The following is a 19,704-nucleotide window of genomic DNA, read 5'->3' as shown; positions in this document are numbered from 1 at the left end:
TTTGATGTAAGCCCTGCAAATGTAGTAAAAAGGGGCTATGTTAGTTTTAATTCAGGCGTTTCAACAAGGGCTCTTCCGGAGATGAGGAATTTTTTTCCATCGCTCATACGCTTGCAGATATAGCGAGTTCGGCGCTTTTCGAGTTTGAGATATTCTACTTCATGAAATGTAAAGATCACTTTTGCAGATATATCGCTCAAAAATGTACCGGGATTGTTGTCGTATAGAGCTAGAGCTCTGGAAAGTTTGGGACAAGTACAGCTCGATGCGAGCGGATTTGATACATGATAGACCAAAACCGGAATCAATTCTTCAGGAAATATGCTTTTAGAAACAAAAGGCTTCAGCATATCGGTGTAGATTTTTTTCCATTCATTGCCGTGCGGATTTACCTTGTTTGCATGTTTTAAATAACAGCCAAGATGAGCAAACTCATGTATGCTGGTAATAAGAAAGTTATACGGATTTAAATCAGAATTAACCGAAATGCGCGGAGGCTTGCCATTGTGCGCGGCCATAAAATCTCCCAGCTTGGTTTTCCGCGGTTTAGAAATAACAAAATGAACTTTTAAATCTACTATCCATCTCGCTATTAGTGGAGCCGCGCTCGGAGGCATCTTATGCACCAGTCGCTTGGTCCAGTGTGCAATAGCCGCTTCTCTATTCATGGTATTCTTTCCAGAAAAGGGATGTCTATCTGCTCCATGCGATTCCATTTTGGGCAGGTGTCACATTTTTTCTTTTTATTTACGGCGCAACTTCCAAAAAGAAGTGGAGTAAACAGAACAAAAGCGACAAGAGAGAGTTTCTTAAAGTACTTCATAGACATCAAAACTACAAAACGAAGACTAACTGTGAAAAAATTATTTTTAAGAGGCTCGTTAGTTTAAACAAGACAGCTACATTTACAAAAAAACGAGATTGGGAGAAATCTATTATCATATCGGTCGCTATTCTATGTTAATCTTTCGGGTTTTTTCAAAACCTGAAAAATTTTCAATTTACAGAAAGAATTTTGTTCAGGAGATTGACAAAATCGGATTGAGTTCCATCGGTATTGTATCGCTTATGTCTACTTTTATAGGTGTAGTCATTGCCCTGCAAACCGCCTCAAATATTGACAGCCCGCTATTGCCTGCTTATACTGTTGGTTTTACTGTACGGCAATCTATTATTCTTGAGTTTTCGCCTACTATTATTGCGCTCATCCTTGCGGGAAAAGTGGGGAGCAATATTGCATCTGAAATTGGAACTATGCGGGTAACAGAGCAGATTGATGCACTGGATATTATGGGTGTGAATTCTGCAGCTTATCTCATCTTGCCTAAAATATTGGCGGCCATATTCATATTTCCTTTTCTGATTATAATCAGTATGTTTCTGGGCATTTTTGGCGGAATGTTGATTTCGTGGATCACCGGAATCGTTACTGTGAATGATTATATTTATGGTATTCAATACGACTTTAAACCTTTCTCTATTGTATATGCCATGATCAAAACCGTTGTTTTCGCTTTTGTAATAACCACCATATCATCCTATTTTGGTTATTTTTCGAAAGGTAGCGCATTGGAAGTAGGACGTAGCAGCACCGCCGCGGTAGTTTACAGTAGCGTTTTTATTCTTCTTCTCAATTTGATACTAACTCAACTAATACTGATTTGATAGAAATTAAGAATCTTTCAAAGTCATTTGGAGATAATCATGTGCTTAAAAACATATCGGTTAAATTTCAGCGCGGTAAGGTCAATATGATTATTGGGCAAAGTGGAAGTGGTAAGTCTGTTTTGGCTAAATGCGTTGTGGGTCTGTTAAAGCCCGATTCTGGTGAAGTGGAATATGACAATCAGGATTTTATTGCGATGGATCTCGATGAAAAGATAGAAGTGAGAAAAAACATCGGAATGCTTTTTCAGGGTGGTGCTCTTTTTGATTCTATGACGGTAGAAGAGAATATAATGTTTCCGCTTACCATGTTTACTGACATGAAAAAGTCGGAAATGCGAGATCGCGCAAATGAATGCCTGGAGCGTGTTAATCTTGCCGGGAAGAATGATCTCTACCCAGCCGAAACGAGCGGCGGTATGCAGAAAAGAATCGCCATTGCCCGCGCAATCTCTATGAAGCCAAAGTATCTGTTTTGTGATGAGCCAAATTCGGGACTCGACCCCCAAACGTCCATTGTAATTGACAACTTAATTAGAGATATTACCGAAGAAATGGATATTACTACGGTGGTTATTTCGCACGATATGAATTCTGTAATCGAAATCGGTGATTATATTATGTTTATTTACAAAGGAGAAAACTGGTGGGAAGGTACGAGCAAAGAAATTTTAAGCACAAAAAATCAGGAAATTAACGATTTTGTTTACGCTTCAGAATTTATGAAAACACTAAAAGATAAGTTAGCTTAATTTATTTACATAGAACAAATTATAGTGCTAAATGCTAGTTTTTTAAAACACTCCCTCAATTATTTTAATGCTTTTTGATGTCTTTCAATAACATCATAAAAATCTACCTGTGCTCTAATTTTTGGAGCATTGGGCTTTTGCACCACATAATTGTTTTCAAGACTTCCGTCAATAAGGCGTGCTTTTGTATTATCAGCCCATTGTAGTTCCATAAAGTCGCGAATTTCTGAACGAATTTGTTCATCATATATCGCACAACTCACTTCTACGCGGTAGTCAAGGTTGCGCTCCATCCAGTCGGCAGAAGAGATATATATTTCTTCATCGCCACCATTTGCAAAAATAAAGACGCGGGCATGTTCTAAAAAGCGATCAATAATGCTGTGAATTTGAATGTTTTCACTCAGGTTCTTTATTCCGGGAATAAGCGCACAAATTCCACGAACAATCAACCTTATTTTTACTCCGCTCCGGCTCGCCTGATATAATTTTCGAATCAGTGTTTCATCTACCAGACTGTTCATTTTTAAAAATACATAGGCCTTTTTCCCCTCTTTAGAATTTTTAATCTCCCGGTTTAGTTTGCGAATGTACTGGTTGCGCATGGCAGCAGGCGCTACGAGCAAATGCTTAAACCGAAAGTTGAGGTATGGTTTTTCGATAAAACTAAATACTTTCAAGGCTTCTTCACAAATCTCCTGATTCGCTGTAAATAGCGCCATATCGCTATAAACTTTGGCTGTATATTCATGAAAATTTCCTGTAGCAATCACAGCGTGATACGTTATCTTTCCGTCTATAACTTTGGTTACAACCGCAAGTTTGCAATGTACTTTCATGTCGGGTATTCCAAAAATAACCTTTACACCGGCTTCCTGCAGCTTTTTACTGTAATCAAGATTATTGCTTTCGTCAAACCGTGCGCGCAATTCTACCATTACGGTAACCTGTTTTCCGTTTTTTGCGGCAGAAATCAATGCGTTTATTACTCGGCTCTGTCGCGCCACCCTGTAAAGTGAGATTTTTATTTCCTTTACGTCAGGGTGAATCGCCGCCTCGCGCAAAAACAATACAAAGGCTCTAAAGTGTTGATAGGGATAGTTTAAGAGAATGTCGTTTTTCTCAATAGCGGTTAAAATGCTCTTGCTTTTCGAAAAAAGAATATGATCTGTTTGCACAAGCTTTTCCCATTCCAGATTCGGATCGAGAATGGGGAATTTCATAAAATCTTTAGAATTGTGGTATCGTCCACCAGCTATTATATTATCGTCTTCATCTATGTCGAGTTTTTTAGTTAGATATCTTAAAATATCTTTTGGCATATTCTGATCGTAAATAAACCTTACCGGCTGCCCAGTGGTGCGCTGCTTAAGGCTTTTTTTCATTCTATCGTAAAATCCTTTCGAAACGTCATCATCTAAATCAAGCTCGGCATCACGCGTTATTTTTATGGTGTAAGCCTCAATGTTTTCGTACTCAAATAACCCAAAAATCTTATCCAGATTAAAGCGTATTACATCATCAATAAACATGACGTACCTTTTCCCTTCCTTTTCGGGAAACACAATAAACCGCGGGCGCTCTTCGGTAGGCACCTCAATAAGGGCGTACTGTTTTTTAAAACCAATACGTTTAGAGATTAGTTTAACACCTAAATAAATCGACTTATCGCGCAGATATGGAAATTCAGGTGCTTTTTTGAGCATAATAGGAATAAGCAGGGGAGCTACATTCTCTCTGTAATATTCAACAGCATAAACTTTTTGATCTTCGGTTAATTCTGTCTCATTTACAAAATAGATATCGTGAGCCTCTAACTCCTTTAGAATCTGGTTATAGCTTTCGCTGAAAACTTCTTTCTGCCTAATTACCTCTGCGTGTATATCGTCTAATACTTCCTGAGCAGTTTTGTCTCCAATAAGCTCTTTTTTCTTGCTCACCGTTTCAATGCGCTTCATCGTAGCTACGCGAACTCTGAAAAACTCATCGAGATTATTCGAAAAGATTCCCAAAAAGCGCAGCCTTTCAAGCAGAGGTACATTTGAATCTTGCGCTTCCTGAAGTACACGGCTATTAAATGACAGCCAGCTAATTTCGCGATTTATAGTGCGATTTTTTAAACTTATTGACATAAAATTGATTCTAATTTAGTGATTATAAGCTTTTAAACCTATCGGGATAATCGCTTATGAGTCCATCTACACCCAGCAGAATAAGCACTTTCATATCGCTTAATTCGTTTACTGTCCAGGGTATAACTTCTATTTTCTTGCGGTGGCAAAATGCGATTAAATTTGCATTTACCAAAGTAAAATCGGGACTGTAAATATCTGGTATAAAACCGAGGGCTTGAATATTATGTTCAATGCTTTTATCGTTTTCTATAAGTAAAGCAAGTTTTATATCCGGATGTTTTATATGAATGTACTGCAGAGTTCGGGTATCAAACGACTGAATGATAGTGCGCTCTGCAATTCCTTTTTCATAAATAATTTCTAATAAAAGGTCAACAAACACTTCGGGCGATGGATGAAAAATCCCATCTCCCTCAGGGGTCGTTTTTGTTTCGATGTTATAGTAAGGCAGTTCGCGTTTTTTTTCTCCGGCATGGTATTCTGCGCTATCAATTACATCTTCAAGAAGTGGTTTGTGAGCGGGTAATTTTTGCTGATCTGGAAATCGCGGGTGTAGCTTTAAACCAACGTCGTAATTCTGCGTGTTGGTGTAATCCATAGCGTATATTCTATGATTTTTTTCGTTTTCTTCTTTTATCTCAATACCGCTCGGGTCAAGGGCTATGTCGTGCGAAAACCAAGGCTCGTGCGAACAGATAACCCTATGATCTTTGGTAACCACCACATCCATTTCGAGGGTGGTAACACCTAAATCGAGCGCACGAAGAAATCCGGGAATCGTATTTTCGGGCATCAGGCCGCGACAGCCTCTATGACCTTGAAAATCTGCGTTTTTCTGAACGATTTGATTGCTGTCCAATGTTGAATTTTTGGTTTGGGCATTAATTATAATGTAAGCCAAAAATAGACAGAAAACACGTTGCAAATGAGGAATAATTAGCAATTAGGCAAATTTGTATTTCACGCGATCAATAGGTACAAGCAGTTTTATACGCCTTATCAGCTCTTCCATTCTCACGGGTTTTACCACATAGTCTTGAGCTCCTGCACGAATTGCTTCGCGGTAGTCGTGAATACCACCTTTACAAGTTAACATCATAAGTGGAATATTTTTTGTGCGCTCGTCATTTTTGAGCAGGCGACAAAGCTCAAGCCCATCGGGTTCAGGCATCATCCAGTCGCTAATCACCAAATCGGGAATGTTTTTGGCAATTTCATCTAGGGCTGTAATGCTGCTCTCATAGGTTACAACCTCCATACCCTCTTTTCTCAAATTATACTCTACCAGTTCCAAAACATCGCTGATATCGTCTATTACCGCAATTTTAAGTTTATTCATTTTCTATTTTATATATATACAAATGTCGATTCCTAATATTAAGTAATTGTGCATCACATTTTATGATTTTGTAATGCGAATGAAAACATCTTGATTTGGAACAATTCTTTGACAAGCTTTGTTATTTTTTCAAAATTGCTCCCCGCAATCAGGCTGTGTATGTTGTCTTAATTGGCAAGCCGAACAATTGGGCTTATATTTGTAAAAAAGGTAAACCATGAAAAAGCAAAAAGTTTCTAAGGAAAGAGTGCAAATGATAAATAGCGCTGTTGCTTATTTGCGCGTTAAGGGTTACCATCAAATTAGAGCTACGCACGAAAGTTTTAAAGCACCCAGAGCGGTTTTTAGATTAGCGAGTGAGCCCGGTTTCGCTCCCGATATGATTGCTGAAAAAGACTTTGGCTCTTATCTTTTTGAAATTCTTGATGAGCAGGCTATGACAGATTGGGATACTAAAGTTGAGAAGTGGAAGGTATTTGACGAATATGCTAAACGCAAGAAGGGTAGGTTTTACTTAATCGTTTATAGCGACACAGTAGATGAGGTAAATGAACGTGTAGCGCATATGGATATCGAACCCGGTCTCATAAGGATTACGAGGTAGTTACTCTTTGTGGAGTATGGTTCTGGAGTATTCCAAATTTAGAATGATCAGATCAAAACTTTTATAATAAGCCGGAAGTCAAAAACAATAAAGGATGTCAGAAATTAAATCGGATACAAAGCCGAAAATTGAAATTACTTATTTAAACTCAATAAATACTCCAACTTTTCTTCAAGAAAAAGAGGTTGTAGATTTTCTTTTTAAACATTTGGAAAAATACGGCGATCCCAAGCCTCACATTCAAATGGCGATAGATTATGCCTGCAGTAGCCATAAAGGAAAAGGTGGATTTGTAGTAATAGGAAGGCTCAAAGGTGAAATTGTCGGAGCCGTAGTCATAAATCAAACTGGTATGACCGGATATATTCCCGAAAATATACTGGTGTACATTGCGGTAGATGGCGCAGTGCGCGGAATGGGAATCGGCAAACAACTTATGGATCAAACCATTGATCTGGCGAAAGGTGATATTGCGCTCCACGTAGAAGCAGATAATCCGGCAAAAAAACTTTACGAGCGACTTGGCTTCACAAATAAATATCTCGAAATGCGGTTTAAAAAGTAAACTGAAAGATTCAGAAATCTCTATACCTATGCTCGTCGGCAAGCCGATACCAACCATTCGAAAAATATTACACCAACATCCCGAAGTCAGCAGGGAAGAGTCGCAAACAGCCGATATTATTTCAGAGTACTTTTCTCATCTTAAAGATTTTTCAATTCTCCGCAACGTGGGCTATCACGGTTTAGTGGCTTCCAGAAAATTCGGGGAAGGAAAAACAATTGCTTTTCGGGCTGAGCTCGATGCATTACCCATTCTCGAAAATTCAAGGGAAGATTATGGTTCTGAAAAGGAAGGAGTTAGCCATGTTTGTGGTCACGATGGCCACATGAGTATTTTGCTCGCGCTTGCAAAAGATTTAAATGACAATCCCCCTGCCCACGGCACAGTTTGTTTTATTTTTCAATCGGCAGAGGAAACCGGCGAAGGGGCAGCCGCTATGATTGAGAGTGCTGAATTTTCGAATTTGGGCATTGACGAATGCTACGCGCTTCACAATATTCCGGGTCTTAAAATGGGATCGGTTCATTCTAAAGTTGGAAGTTTTGCCTGCGCTAGTGTTGGTGTTGTCATTAATATTACAGGAAAAACTGCTCATGCCGCCCATCCCGAAGACGCAGTGAATCCCCTTGAAATTGCCATAGAAATGTGGAAGCAAATTAGTGAATTGCCCGATAATGAAAACATAGCAGATTTTGCCTTGGTTACGTCAATTGGTCTTCACTCGGGCGACAGAAATTTTGGCACGAGCCCAGCGGAAGCAGAATTGATGGTTACAATGCGCGCGGCTCGTACTGCCGATCTCGAACTTATGAAAGAAGCCTGTGCTGCTGCTGCTGCCTCTTTGACCGTGAAATACGATGCTGATTTAAAAGTCAATTTTCACGAATATTTCTCGGCAACGGAAAACGCTGACCTCATTGAAGGCCTGAAAAAAGCATGCAGCCATGCAGAATTGCCTTTCCAGGAAATGAAAAAACCATTTCGCTGGTCAGAAGATTTTGCACACTTCTCAAAACGCTTCCCTATTTTGATGTTTGGGCTCGGAAGTGGCGTTCATCAACCCGCTCTTCACGCACCGGATTTTGACTTTCCGGAAGAAATCATTGAAAATGGAAAATCGGTATTCTTCGAACTCTATAAACTCAGGTCTCCGTTTTGAATCCACTGTCTAAATCATCGCATATTGAGATTGACTCTGTCCTGTTTAAAAAGAATCTCGGGTTTATCAGGAGGCAGCTAAATGAGGGCGTTGAGCTTTCTGCAGTTATTAAGGGAAATGCCTATGGGCACGGTATTGAGCAATTTGTCCCGCTTGCAGAAAGTGAAGGGATAAAACACTTTTCCGTTTATGGAATTGAAGAAGCGCTTGCTTTTCACGATGTAGCATCTGTTGAAAGCGAATTGATGATAATGGGTTATATCGCACGCGAAAATCTGGAATGGATAATCGTAAACGGATATTCTTTTTTTATTTATGATCTATTTCAGCTCAAAGAAGCTATAGAGGTTGCAAAAGAATGTGGTATGTCCGCAAAGGTGCATATCGAAGTGGAAACTGGAATGAATCGCACCGGAATTGAAGAAAATTGCTTTGTCGACCTTATAGATCTGTTGCGACGCGAATCTGATCATCTTCACTTAAGCGGCTGCTGCACGCATTTAGCAGGCTCTGAAAGTATTAGTAATTATTCCAGGATTGAACAACAAATAATTCGCTTTAAGAAATATTTGAGGCAATTTGATTCGGCCGGAATTTCATTTGATAAGAAGCATATTGCTTGTTCGGCTGCACTTATGCGTTATCCCCATACCCAGTTTGATATGGTGCGCGTAGGCATTCTACTCTATGGATTTTGGCCCAATAGAGAAACGCTGATAAGCTATATGACCAAAAACTTGGTAATCGACGATCCGCTCACATCTATTCTTTCATGGAAATCGAAAGTGATGACTATAAAGCATGTTGAACCAGGCGAATACGTTGGGTATGGAACTTGCTTTTTGGCAAACAGAAAAACAGTGGTGGCCATTGTGCCGGTGGGTTATGCATACGGTTACGCGCGTTCATTGAGCAATCATGGGCATTTACTTATTCACGGCAAGCGTGTTACCGTAATAGGTACGGTAAATATGAATATGCTTGCCGTAGATGTAACCGAAATACAAGATATTAAACACGATGACGAGGCGGTTGTTATAGGTTTTCAAGGAGATAACCGAATTACGGTTGCCTCGTTTGGAGAGGCCAGTTCACAATTGAACTATGAATTGCTGGCGAGATTGCCACATAATATTCCCCGAATTGTAAAGTAATGGCATTTATAGAACTAGATAGAAAAAAGCTTAAAACCAATTTTGACTTACTCGATGAGCGATTTCAAAAACGCGATATCGATTGGGGAATAGTGGTGAAAATGCTCTGTGGCAATGAACTTTTTATACAAGAAGTTCTCAATCTCGGAATTCGCGAGATACACGATTCGCGTATTAGCAATCTCCGGGTGGTAAAAAGTCTTGATCCAAAGGTGCAAACCGTTTACATTAAGCCTCCCGCAAAGCGAAGCATCAAAGATGTTGTAACTTATGCCGATGTGAGTTTTAATACAGAATACATCACAATAAAAATGCTAAGCGAAGAAGCTATGCGTCAAAATAAAACGCATAAAATCATAATTATGATAGAGCTCGGCGACTTGCGTGAAGGCGTAATGGGTGAGGCGTTTGTCGATTTTTACCGTGAGGTTTTCAAGCTACCAAATATTAGCGTGGTGGGTATTGGGGCAAACCTCAATTGCCTGTACGGTGTAATGCCCAGCGAAGATAAATACATTCAGCTAAGCCTTTATAGAGAGCTGATTAAGGCTTATTTTGATGTTGAGATTGAATGGATTTCAGGAGGGACTTCAGTGGTGCTCCCTATGTTTTTCAAAAATCAGCTTCCACCGGCAGTAAATCACTTCAGAATTGGTGAGGCTTTATATTTTGGCCTGAATATTGAAGAACAAAACACCTTTGAAGGGATGCACAATGACGTTTTTAAATTGCGCACCGAAATTATAGAGCTTACCGAGAAACCCATGTTGCCTGTGGGTCAGCTCGCTGAAAACCCAAGTGGCGAAATGCTCGAAATCGACGAAAGCCTTTACGGAAAAACATCTCTAAGAGCGATAATAGATGTGGGTTTACTTGATATTTCACCCGATTATCTGATTCCCGATGATGAAGATATTGAAGTGGTGGGTGCAAGTTCAGATATGCTTATTCTCAATTTGGGAAGTTCTGAAAAAGATTACAAAGTAGGCGACCTGATTAGCTTTAAGCTAAAATATATGGGTGCACTTGCTATTATGAATTCGAATTATATAGAAAAAAGACTAATAAACTAAATGTTATGAAAACCAGCTACTTGATTACACTTCTAACTGCTTTTTTAATAATTGGTAATGTGTCTCATATCGATGCACAGGAAGAGGATCCGTATAAAGATATTCTCTTTATGATTATAGATGGAGATTATGAAAAAGCTGTATCAAAGGCCGAAAAAATTACAGATAAAGATAAAACGCACCGCGAGCCGGTGCCATACATCTATGCATCAATGGCCTATTTTGAAATGTCTAAAAAAGAAGAGTTTCAAGAAGATTATCCTCGAGCCTTCCGCGATGCCATTAAAAATGCGTACAAGGCAAAGCGCTATGATAAAGAGAATGCGTATATGCCGCAGTTCACCAATTACATAGGCGAGCTAAAGGCAGAAATTATGCGCGAGGCTACGTTTCAGTATCAATCTGAAAACTGGCGGAAGAGCATAACTTATTCAAAATACGTCACCAGAATCGATCCGGAAGATATTAGCGCTTTACTGCTGAAAGGTGTTGCCGAAGTAAAGGGGCGAAATACCTACCAGGCAAAAACAACATTTGAAGAAGCGAAAGAAGCATTGAAAAATTTTACGGCATCAGATGTAAGTCTTGATAGCAAAGATGCTTATCTCTACGCCGTAATGGAATACGCTAAACTCATGGCGGAAGCAGGTACAAAAGCCAATGCACAGCCTTATATCGATGCCGTAGCCTCTATCTATGAAGATGATGCCGAGTTTCAGAATTTTACGGATGGGTATTAGTGTTGTTGAGAATAGCGGATTGGGTAGTGAGTATTGCCTATTGCCAGTTGCCTATTGATATCGCCATCTTTCTTAAAAAGAAACCGATTGCAACTCTTTTCCCAATTCATGAATAGCCTTTTCAATCAGCTTTACTCTTTCTTCCGATGCAGTAGCTTTTCCGGTAACATATTGGCGCATTAAGGATTCATTGATTTTAGCTTTTTTACCAATTGCAGAGATTTTAACTTCGGGAATTAAAGAAAAGAAGGCTTGTAAATTCATCTTATAATCCCATTTGTTCATTTTTCCCACTTCATCTACCCAGTCTTCTTGCTCATCTTTAGCTACTTCAAGGTAATCCTGAAAAGCAACCTTTAAGTTGTTTTTCAATTCTTCTAAGGTGCTACCAAAAGCGGATACCACACCAGGAATATTTTGAGAAGTGCCCCAATACATTCCATCTTCTGCTTTCTCTATGAATATTTGAACCGAATTTGTCATGATTTAAACTTATCTATTATTTACTGTTCATTTTATATTAAGCCGGCTTGGGTTAATATAGATTTAGCTGTTCCAATAGGAATATCCTTTTTTGGATGTGGTATAGTTACGATACCCCTCTTTATGGGGTGTTTAAAATGATGATGACTCCCTTTTGTTCTCACAATGCGCCAGCCATCTTTTTTGATCAATTTAATCAGCGCGCTGGATTTTATTAAACGAATATATAACAAAAATGTTATATAACAAAATTGTTATGCGCTGGATCAGTGCCTGGTAATTTCTTAGATGGATATACCATTTAAGAGATTATTAATCCAATTACTGATTTTGTTAATCACGAAATCGCATCGCTGCGTTGTCCGCTGATAAATTTCTATCCGCTAATTTCTCCTTGCTTATTGTCTATTGCTTATTGTCTATTGCCAATTGCCTGTTGAAAGCAGGGATTGCCTTCGGCGTTCCATCCTTTCCAGTGCAGGGAATCAAAACCTACACCCCGCTAGCGCGTGGTGTGTCTCTAATTGTCCAAAAACCAAAAACCAAAAACAAAGAACCACGTCGGGATTGCCTTCGGCGTTCCATCCTTTCCCGTGCAGGGAATCAAAACCTACACCCCGCTAGCGCGTGGTGTGTTTTTTATTGAAAATGGTCTGTTCTCATAATTGTCCAAAAACCAAAAACCAAAAACAAAGAACCACGTCGGGATTGCCTTCGGCGTTCCATCCTTTCCAGTGCAGGGAATCAAAACCTACACCCCGCTAGCGCGTGGTGTGTCTCTAATTGTCCAAAAACCAAAAACCAAAAACAAAGAACCACGTCGGGATTGCCTTCGGCGTTCCATCCTTTCCCGTGCAGGGAATCAAAACCTACACCCCGTTTGCGCGTGGTGTGTTTTCTATTGAAAATGGTCTGTTCTCATAATTGTCCAAAAACCAAAAACCAAAAACCAAAAACCAAAAACAAAGAACCACGTCGGGATTGCCTTCGGCGTTCCATCCTTTCCCGTGCAGGGAATCAAAACCTACACCCCGCCAGCGCGTGGTGTGTTTTTTATTGAAAATAGCTTACAAGAAAGCTCGCTTTCTTGACGCTATTTTCAATAAAAAACCCATAACCAGCTTTCGCCGGTTATGGGTTTTGATCATCAAGTGGAGCCGGAGGGATTCGAACCCTCGTGCAAGCATGGGACTATCCAGCCTTCTACGTGTGTAGTTCAATATTGTTTTTCGACTTTAAGCTGACATCGAACAGCCTACCTAAAGCTTAGTCTTAATTCAATTTCGGATGTTAATCAAGACACTTAACCTCCTGAGTTCTAAAGTTTGATACCCGTATGGCAACCTATAAAGAACAGATAAGCTGCCGGGCACTCGCTCCGGGTTACTGTGCTTCACCCAGAATTAAGCCTTGTTTTAGTCTGTGACTAATTAGGCTGCGAGAGCGTAATTGTTTTCGCCATTTATAGGCTTGGAAATTGATATTTACGAGCAATACTTCCAACGCTCGACACGCTTACTAAACAACCACTTCATGTTGTCGAAACCAGTCGGCCCCAATATTTCAAAGAATAAACACTTAACAGCAAAAACCATCCCAAAAATCGTGGGAGTCGATTTGATTAAGAATATACAAAGATACGCGACAATTTGACATGCACCAAAATATTATGTACCAGATTCAATACGTTCAATTTTGAAAGGGCCTACCTTTATTGTTACACGTTTGGTTTTTTTGTTTTCCGAGGGGTTAGACTCACCTAAATTCATTCGGTTGCCCATTTCATTCATTAATTTTTTTCCGAGATAACCCGTCAGTTCCCAAACACCATCAATGGTTTCTTCCACAACAGTTTCCGCTTTGGGAGTGATAGTTTTGGTAGAAGGTACCACACCTTTATCTGTAGTTTGTCCAAATACACAGACATTCGCGGAAAGCAATAAAATAAACAGAAATATCTTTTTAATTTGCATAGGCTAAAAAGGTGGTCGCGTGTAAGACGCTTAACTCTATCTAAAGTTACTCAAATCTTTAAAAATAGTATGGCTAATATTCAAATTAACAGATGTCCGCAATGTCAAAACCCTATGAGGGAAGAGTTTGAGTATTGCCCCACATGCGGGCAACAAAAGATAAAACAAAAAGAAACTGTAGTAGACGTATGGCGCAATTTTCTCGGAGATTATTTTGCTTTTGACTCAAAGCTCTCGTTAAGCTTGGGTCCACTCCTTTTTAATCCCGGTTTCCTATCAATTGAGTATAAAAAGGGAAGAAGGGTACGTTATATTCCACCAGTTAGACTGTATATATTTATCAGCATACTCTTTTTTATTATTCTCAACTGGAGTGGAAATCAAAATATTACTAGGAGCACTACCGACGATGAGCGGCTTTGGAATAACTTCTTTCACAATTATCTTCCTAAAGTATTTTTTCTTTTCCTCCCTTTATTTGCAGCAATTTTAATGTTGCTTTTTAAAAAGTTAAAAACCGGCTATGTATTCAATCTAATTATAGCCACTCACTATCACGCGTTTCTCTTTTTTCTCTTTTCAATATACCTCTTGTTGAGCATGGCGCTTGCATCAACTGGTTATTTTGTTCTAAACAACATTTTATTCTCCTTAACCATTATTTGGGCTCTGCTTTATTTGCTGTTGAGCTTAAAGCGAATATACATTATGCCATGGTTTAGTACTATTTGGCGATTTTTGGTAGTAGTGAGCATTTATAGTGTTTTCATATCTCTTTCCATGGTTATTATTCTCGGCTACATTACCCTAAAATCTTAGGCGTTTCACATATTATCATGGCAAATTCACTACTTTCGCGCGAACATCAAGTCGCATAAAATGACAAAACTTGGAATTATTAGAGAGGGCAAAACTCCACCGGATAAACGTGTGCCGCTAACCCCGAAGCAATGCAGGGAACTTTTGGACACCTATTCCAACCTCGAAATTTATGTGCAGCCGAGTCCAATCAGGGCTTTTCCCGATTCGGAATATGAAAAGGAAGGGATTCAGCTCCGAGAAGACCTTTCTAACTGCGATATTCTAATGGGTGTGAAGGAAGTGCCGCTTCACATGCTTATTCCCAGTAAAAAATACATGTTTTTTTCGCATACCTTTAAGGAGCAACCGTATAACAGAAATCTTTTAAAAGCAATACTTGAAAAGAACATTAGCCTCATAGATTATGAAGTGCTTACAAGCTCTTCTGGAAAAAGACTTGTAGGTTTTGGTCGCTATGCGGGTGTTGTAGGTTGCTACAACGCCATGCTCGCAGTGGGTAAAAAGTATGGTTTGTTTGATCTGAAACCCGCTCATAAATGCCACAACAGAAAAGAAGTTGAGGAGGAACTAAAAAAAGTGAAATTGCCATCTGATTTTAAAATTGTGATTACCGGCAATGGCCGAGTAGCTCATGGAGCACTTGAAATTCTCAATCTTCTACCAATTAAAAAAGTTAGCCCTGAAAAATACCTGAAAGAGAAATTTGTCGATCCGGTTTTTACACAATTGTCTGTTTCTGACTATGTGAAAACAAAAGATGGAAGCAAGTTAGTGACAAACGACTTTTATAATGACCCTACTCCTTATGAATCTAATTTTATGCGCTTTGCAAAAGAAAGTGACTTATTTATTCCTTGCCATTACTGGGATCAGGACGCACCTTTTCTCTTCTCTCGCGAAGATGCAAAAGATATCTGGTTCAGAATTAAAGTTGTAGCCGATATTTCATGCGATATAGATGGACCCGTGGCGAGCACTCTGCGCCCTTCTACCATTTCAAATCCACTTTACGGATATGATCCGGTTGCCGAGTCTGAAACAGGCTTTATGAATCCGCGAGCCATAGGCGTAATGGCAGTAGATAACCTGCCCTGCGAATTGCCAAAAGATGCATCGGAAGATTTCGGAAGGGAACTTATAAAGAATATTTTCCCCGAATTAATCGGTAAAAAGAAATCGGCGGTAATACAACGTGCCACACAAACTACACTTGAAGGTGAACTCGCTGAAGACTATAAATACTTAAACGACTACGTAACGGGGAGCTAGGTTAAACGTTTTTTAAGGCTCTTATTGTTGCTTCCGGATCGTCTGATCCAAAAACAAAGCTGCCTGCTACCAATACATCTGCTCCAGCTTCAATAAGCTTTGGAGCATTGGTGAGGTTTACTCCACCATCGACTTCAATTTTTGCTTTTGAGCCGTTTTTCTCAATTAAATTACGGGTGCGTTCGATTTTGCGATACGTGTTTTCAATAAACTTCTGTCCGCCATAACCGGGATTAACTGACATAATAAGCACCAGGTCGATGTCTTGTATAATGTCTTCCAGATCGTTTACAGCAGTATGCGGATTGAGCGAAACTCCTGCACTCATGTCTTCTTGTTTTATTGCCTGAATAGTGCGGTGTAAATGCGTGCAAGCTTCGGCATGAACTGTTAAAATATTTGCACCGGCCTTTTTGAATTGCTTGATATATTTATCGGGTTCTACGATCATTAAATGCACATCAAGTGGCTTTAATGTATGTCGGTTTATCGCCTCAAGAACCGGAAACCCAAAAGAAATATTGGGAACAAACACGCCGTCCATCACATCAATGTGAAACCAGTCAGCATCGCTGTTGTTGAGCATTTCGATATCTTTTATCAGATTGGCGAAATCGCCCGATAGAATGGATGGAGCAATAAGATGTGACATAGTATATTTTCTTTCTGCAAAGAAAACAAAAAAGGACCCGTAATCGAGCCCCTTTCTGTTTTTCTGTTTCAAAGATTATAAATGTCTTTACTTTTATTTGGTACTAGCCGAGATACGATCTTAGAATTTTACTTCTCGACGCGTGCTTCATACGGCGCAAAGCTTTTTCTTTAATCTGTCTTACCCTCTCGCGCGTTAAGTCAAATGTTCCACCTATTTCTTCCAGCGTAAGCGGATGCTCGCCACTTAATCCAAAATAGAGTCTTATTACATCGGCCTCTCGAGTGGTAAGTGTATGCAGAGAACGCTCTATTTCCATAAGAAGCGATTTACTTAGCAGATTATCATCTGGCGAAGGATTTCCTTCGGCAGAATAAACTTCATACATATTGTTGCTGTCATCGTCATTGCCCAGCGGTGCATCCATAGATACGTGTCGGGCAGAATTAGACAGTGATTGTTGTACTTCTTCCAATGTCATTTCCAGACATTCGGCAAGCTCGCCAGGGGTAGGAGGGCGCTCGTATTGCTGTTCAAGTTTGGCGAAAGCCCTGTTAATTTTATTAATGGAACCAATCTTATTAAGCGGTAGCCTTACAATACGCGATTGCTCGGCAAGTGCCTGTAATATAGATTGTCTGATCCACCATACGGCATACGAAATAAACTTAAAACCGCGCGTTTCATCAAATCGCTGTGCGGCTTTAATTAATCCAAGGTTTCCCTCATTTATCAAATCAGGAAGCGTAAGCCCTTGATTTTGATATTGCTTGGAAACTGATACCACAAACCTTAAGTTGGCCTTCGTTAGTTTCTCAAGTGCATCATGATCGCCGAGCTTGATTCGTCTCGCAAGCTCAACCTCCTCCTCTGCGGTAATGAGTTCAACACGGCCAATTTCTTGCAGGTATTTGTCCAGCGAAGCCGTTTCGCGATTGGTAACCTGTTTTATTATTTTTAACTGTCTCATAGATATTTTGCTACATGTTTTGTGTAGGTAAAAACTGCCTGTATATAACGATACCCGTCTGCATATAGTTACACTATGCAAGACGGGTATCTTCTATTTTGGCTGCTTTACCTGCTAACTATGAGCAGTTAAAACTAAGCAGAATTTATTTTTATGAAGGCTCTCGCTCTGGTTTTGGCATTAAAACCTTGCGTGATAGTTTTAGCTTCCCGGTTTTTGGATCTTTACCAATTACCTTAAACTTAACCGAGTCACCCTCTTTAAGCACATCTTCTACCTTATCAACCTTTCTCCATTCCAATTCTGAAATGTGAAGAAGTCCGTCCACACCTGGAACTACTTCTACAAACGCTCCATAAGGCATAATAGATTTTACTTTACCCTCATATTCTTCACCAATTTCAGCTGATGGAGGGAAAGCAATGCCTTTAATTCGTTTTGTGGCTGCATCAATATCTTCCTTATTAGCAGATACAATATCAACTTTACCACCTTCTGGTACTTCTTCAATAACGATGTCTGTATTGGTCGAAGCCTGAATTTCCTGAATGATTTTTCCACCAGGCCCTATAATTGCGCCAATCATTTCTTTCGGAATAATGAAAGAGACAATGCGCGGAGCATGTGGTTTGTAATCTTCACGAGGCTTGTCAAGAGTTTTGAGCATCTCGTTAAGAATATGCGCTCTACCATCTCTTGCCTGATAAAGGGCTTTTTTCAAAATCTCGAAACTAAGTCCCTCTACTTTAATATCCATTTGGCAGGCAGTAATACCTTTTGCAGTACCGGTAATTTTAAAGTCCATATCGCCCAGGTGATCCTCGTCTCCGAGTATATCTGAAAGAACGGCAAACTTATCTCCATCAGAAATAAGACCCATTGCAATACCAGAAACAGGTGCTGTAATTTGTACACCACCATCCATCAGCGCAAGCGTACCTGCACATACTGTAGCCATACTCGAAGAACCGTTTGATTCAAGAATATCGCTGACAATACGAATGGTATAGGGATTATCAGTTCCGGTTGGAATAACGGGCTTTAATGCGCGCAATGCCAAGTTTCCATGTCCTATTTCACGACGTGAAGTACCGCGTATTGGGTAGGCTTCTCCTGTAGAAAATGGAGGGAAATTATAGTGAAGCAAGAAATTTTCAGTTCCCTGATAAAGGGCTCCGTCTATCGTTTGCTCATCTCTTTTAGATCCCAAAGTAAGCGTAGTGAGCGATTGTGTTTCACCACGTGTAAAGATGGAAGAACCATGCGTACCCGGCAAATAATCAACCTCGCTCCAGATTGGGCGAATATCGGTGGTTTTTCTACCATCCAGTCTCACGCCATTCTCCAATACCATATCGCGTATGGCTTTTTTCTGTGCCGATTTATAATATTTCTTAATCAATTCACCTTTTTCAGCAAGTTCTTCTTCTGAAAATTGTGATTCAAATTGTTCCTTAACTTCTTTAAATCCTGCACTGCGCTCATCTTTGCCCAGTTGCTTCAAGGCTACATCTTTGCAACCCTGATAGCAACCATCCATCACTTTTTTCTCAAGTTCTTTGTCGCTTGCCTCGTGCTCGTACGTACGCTTGGGTTGCGAAGTGGCAACCATCGCAGCAAATTCATTTATAGCTTTACACTGCACTTTTATTGCTTTGTGTGCTATTTCAATGGTTTCCACCATTTCATCTTCGCTTATTTCAGACAGTTCGCCTTCTACCATTACAATGCTGCTTTCGGTACCGGCTACTATCATGTCAATATCAGATCCTTCTTTTTCAGAAAATGTAGGATTGACAATAAACTTGCCGTCTTTGCGCACCACGCGTACTTCAGATACCGGGCCGTTAAAAGGGATATCAGAAACAGCGATGGCTGCAGATGCTGCCAAACAAACCAGAGCGTCGGGCATGTTTTCATGATCAGACGACATAAGCGCGATCATAACCTGTGTTTCTGAATGGTAATCATCCGGAAAAAGTGGACGCAATGCACGGTCAACCAATCGCATAGTCAAAATTTCATCTGTGCTTGGTCGTGCTTCACGCTTGAAAAATCCGCCAGGAAAACGTCCTGTTGAAGCGTATTTTTCGCGGTAATCTACCGTAAGTGGTAAAAAGTCTATTCCTTCTTTTGCTTCCTTATTTGAAACCACGGTACAGAGTATCATGGTGTCGCCAATGCGCAACATTACAGATCCATTGGCTTGCTTGGCTAATTTGCCCGTTTCGAGCGTTATTACCTTACCATCGCCCAGGTCTATTGTTTTGCTTTTTAATTCGTAGTTCATTGTTGTTATTTATTGTACTTGTAAATAGTGTATTCTTTTTTTTAAACAAAAAGAGGCAA

General features: G+C 39.9%; 20 protein-coding genes and 1 other RNA gene. 10 read left to right on the top strand and 11 right to left on the bottom strand.

What is annotated here, in order from left to right:
• Positions 1 to 35 precede the first annotated feature (35 nt).
• Positions 36 to 716: a SprT family zinc-dependent metalloprotease gene (locus G3O08_RS07685; RefSeq protein WP_163284541.1), complete on the bottom strand. Its 681-nt coding sequence runs from the start codon at positions 714 to 716 to the stop codon at positions 36 to 38.
• Between the two features lie 205 nt (positions 717 to 921).
• On the opposite strand from G3O08_RS07685, the gene G3O08_RS07680 reads away from it, so the two are divergent.
• Positions 922 to 1,665, top strand: a complete 744-nt coding sequence (locus G3O08_RS07680; RefSeq protein WP_163284539.1) for an MlaE family ABC transporter permease — start codon at positions 922 to 924, stop codon at positions 1,663 to 1,665.
• Positions 1,662 to 2,417, top strand: a complete 756-nt coding sequence (locus G3O08_RS07675; protein WP_163284537.1) for an ABC transporter ATP-binding protein — start codon at positions 1,662 to 1,664, stop codon at positions 2,415 to 2,417. Before G3O08_RS07680 ends, G3O08_RS07675 begins: the two co-directional genes overlap by 4 nt.
• 59 nt (positions 2,418 to 2,476) lie before the next feature.
• Here the strand turns inward: G3O08_RS07675 and ppk1 are convergent, their stop codons facing one another.
• From ppk1 to G3O08_RS07660, 3 genes are all read right to left on the bottom strand, one after another.
• The gene (gene ppk1, locus G3O08_RS07670; RefSeq protein WP_163284535.1) at positions 2,477 to 4,549 is read right to left on the bottom strand and encodes a polyphosphate kinase 1; all 2,073 of its coding nucleotides are present in this window, start codon (positions 4,547 to 4,549) and stop codon (positions 2,477 to 2,479) included.
• 22 nt (positions 4,550 to 4,571) lie between these two features.
• The gene (locus tag G3O08_RS07665) at positions 4,572 to 5,411 is read right to left on the bottom strand and encodes a glycerophosphodiester phosphodiesterase (RefSeq protein WP_239541057.1); all 840 of its coding nucleotides are present in this window, start codon (positions 5,409 to 5,411) and stop codon (positions 4,572 to 4,574) included.
• An 84-nt stretch (positions 5,412 to 5,495) separates the two neighbouring features.
• Positions 5,496 to 5,891 carry a response regulator gene (locus G3O08_RS07660; RefSeq protein ID WP_163284533.1) on the bottom strand — a complete coding sequence of 132 codons (396 nt, stop codon included), beginning with the start codon at positions 5,889 to 5,891 and terminating at the stop codon, positions 5,496 to 5,498.
• A 217-nt stretch (positions 5,892 to 6,108) separates the two neighbouring features.
• Between G3O08_RS07660 and G3O08_RS07655 the strand changes: the two genes are divergently transcribed.
• The 6 genes from G3O08_RS07655 (at position 6,109) to G3O08_RS07630 (ending at position 11,186) form a co-directional block, all read left to right on the top strand.
• Positions 6,109 to 6,495, top strand: a complete 387-nt coding sequence (locus tag G3O08_RS07655; protein WP_163284531.1) for a hypothetical protein — start codon at positions 6,109 to 6,111, stop codon at positions 6,493 to 6,495.
• 94 nt (positions 6,496 to 6,589) lie between these two features.
• On the top strand, positions 6,590 to 7,060 hold the full coding sequence (locus G3O08_RS07650; RefSeq protein ID WP_163284529.1) for a GNAT family N-acetyltransferase: 471 nt from the start codon (positions 6,590 to 6,592) through the stop codon (positions 7,058 to 7,060).
• 28 nt (positions 7,061 to 7,088) lie between these two features.
• Complete coding sequence (locus G3O08_RS07645; RefSeq protein WP_163284527.1) at positions 7,089 to 8,219, top strand: amidohydrolase; 1,131 nt, start codon at positions 7,089 to 7,091, stop codon at positions 8,217 to 8,219.
• Entirely contained in the window at positions 8,216 to 9,373 is a 1,158-nt protein-coding gene (gene alr, locus G3O08_RS07640; RefSeq protein WP_204336809.1) for an alanine racemase, read from the top strand. The genes G3O08_RS07645 and alr overlap by 4 nt, the downstream gene beginning before the upstream one ends.
• The gene (locus G3O08_RS07635) at positions 9,373 to 10,446 is read left to right on the top strand and encodes an alanine racemase (RefSeq protein ID WP_163284525.1); all 1,074 of its coding nucleotides are present in this window, start codon (positions 9,373 to 9,375) and stop codon (positions 10,444 to 10,446) included. Before alr ends, G3O08_RS07635 begins: the two co-directional genes overlap by 1 nt.
• 5 nt (positions 10,447 to 10,451) lie before the next feature.
• Positions 10,452 to 11,186, top strand: a complete 735-nt coding sequence (locus G3O08_RS07630; protein WP_163284523.1) for a hypothetical protein — start codon at positions 10,452 to 10,454, stop codon at positions 11,184 to 11,186.
• Between the two features lie 72 nt (positions 11,187 to 11,258).
• Here G3O08_RS07630 and G3O08_RS07625 read toward each other — a convergent pair whose 3' ends face one another.
• From G3O08_RS07625 to G3O08_RS07610, 4 genes are all read right to left on the bottom strand, one after another.
• Positions 11,259 to 11,669 carry a type II toxin-antitoxin system HicB family antitoxin gene (locus G3O08_RS07625; RefSeq protein ID WP_163284521.1) on the bottom strand — a complete coding sequence of 137 codons (411 nt, stop codon included), beginning with the start codon at positions 11,667 to 11,669 and terminating at the stop codon, positions 11,259 to 11,261.
• Positions 11,670 to 11,701: 32 nt separating this feature from the next.
• Positions 11,702 to 11,860 (bottom strand): type II toxin-antitoxin system HicA family toxin, encoded by a 159-nt coding sequence (locus G3O08_RS07620; protein ID WP_204336808.1) that lies wholly within the window; start codon positions 11,858 to 11,860, stop codon positions 11,702 to 11,704.
• 958 nt (positions 11,861 to 12,818) lie between these two features.
• Positions 12,819 to 13,226, bottom strand: a transfer-messenger RNA (tmRNA) gene (ssrA, locus tag G3O08_RS07615).
• A gap of 110 nt (positions 13,227 to 13,336) precedes the next feature.
• Positions 13,337 to 13,642: a hypothetical protein gene (locus tag G3O08_RS07610; RefSeq protein ID WP_163284519.1), complete on the bottom strand. Its 306-nt coding sequence runs from the start codon at positions 13,640 to 13,642 to the stop codon at positions 13,337 to 13,339.
• 69 nt (positions 13,643 to 13,711) lie between these two features.
• Here G3O08_RS07610 and G3O08_RS07605 point away from each other — a divergent pair, with 69 nt between their 5' ends.
• Both G3O08_RS07605 and G3O08_RS07600 read left to right on the top strand, forming a co-directional pair.
• On the top strand, positions 13,712 to 14,461 hold the full coding sequence (locus G3O08_RS07605) for a DUF3667 domain-containing protein (protein ID WP_163284517.1): 750 nt from the start codon (positions 13,712 to 13,714) through the stop codon (positions 14,459 to 14,461).
• A gap of 60 nt (positions 14,462 to 14,521) precedes the next feature.
• Entirely contained in the window at positions 14,522 to 15,733 is a 1,212-nt protein-coding gene (locus G3O08_RS07600; protein WP_163284515.1) for an NAD(P)-dependent oxidoreductase, read from the top strand.
• A gap of 1 nt (position 15,734) precedes the next feature.
• On the opposite strand, the gene rpe is transcribed toward G3O08_RS07600, so the two are convergent.
• The 3 genes from rpe to G3O08_RS07585 all read right to left on the bottom strand — a co-directional run bounded on the left by rpe (position 15,735) and on the right by G3O08_RS07585 (position 19,645).
• The gene (gene rpe / locus G3O08_RS07595; RefSeq protein ID WP_163284513.1) at positions 15,735 to 16,385 is read right to left on the bottom strand and encodes a ribulose-phosphate 3-epimerase; all 651 of its coding nucleotides are present in this window, start codon (positions 16,383 to 16,385) and stop codon (positions 15,735 to 15,737) included.
• 103 nt (positions 16,386 to 16,488) lie between these two features.
• Entirely contained in the window at positions 16,489 to 17,355 is an 867-nt protein-coding gene (locus tag G3O08_RS07590; RefSeq protein WP_163284511.1) for a sigma-70 family RNA polymerase sigma factor, read from the bottom strand.
• A 151-nt stretch (positions 17,356 to 17,506) separates the two neighbouring features.
• Positions 17,507 to 19,645 carry a polyribonucleotide nucleotidyltransferase gene (locus tag G3O08_RS07585; protein WP_163284509.1) on the bottom strand — a complete coding sequence of 713 codons (2,139 nt, stop codon included), beginning with the start codon at positions 19,643 to 19,645 and terminating at the stop codon, positions 17,507 to 17,509.
• Positions 19,646 to 19,704: the final 59 nt, after the last annotated feature.

Source organism: Cryomorpha ignava (genome assembly GCF_010686655.1).
GTDB classification, from domain to species: Bacteria; Bacteroidota; Bacteroidia; order Flavobacteriales_D; family Cryomorphaceae; genus Cryomorpha; species Cryomorpha ignava.
The sequence above is the reverse complement of the archived record's forward strand: the minus strand, read 5'-3'. Positions and strand labels throughout refer to the sequence as shown.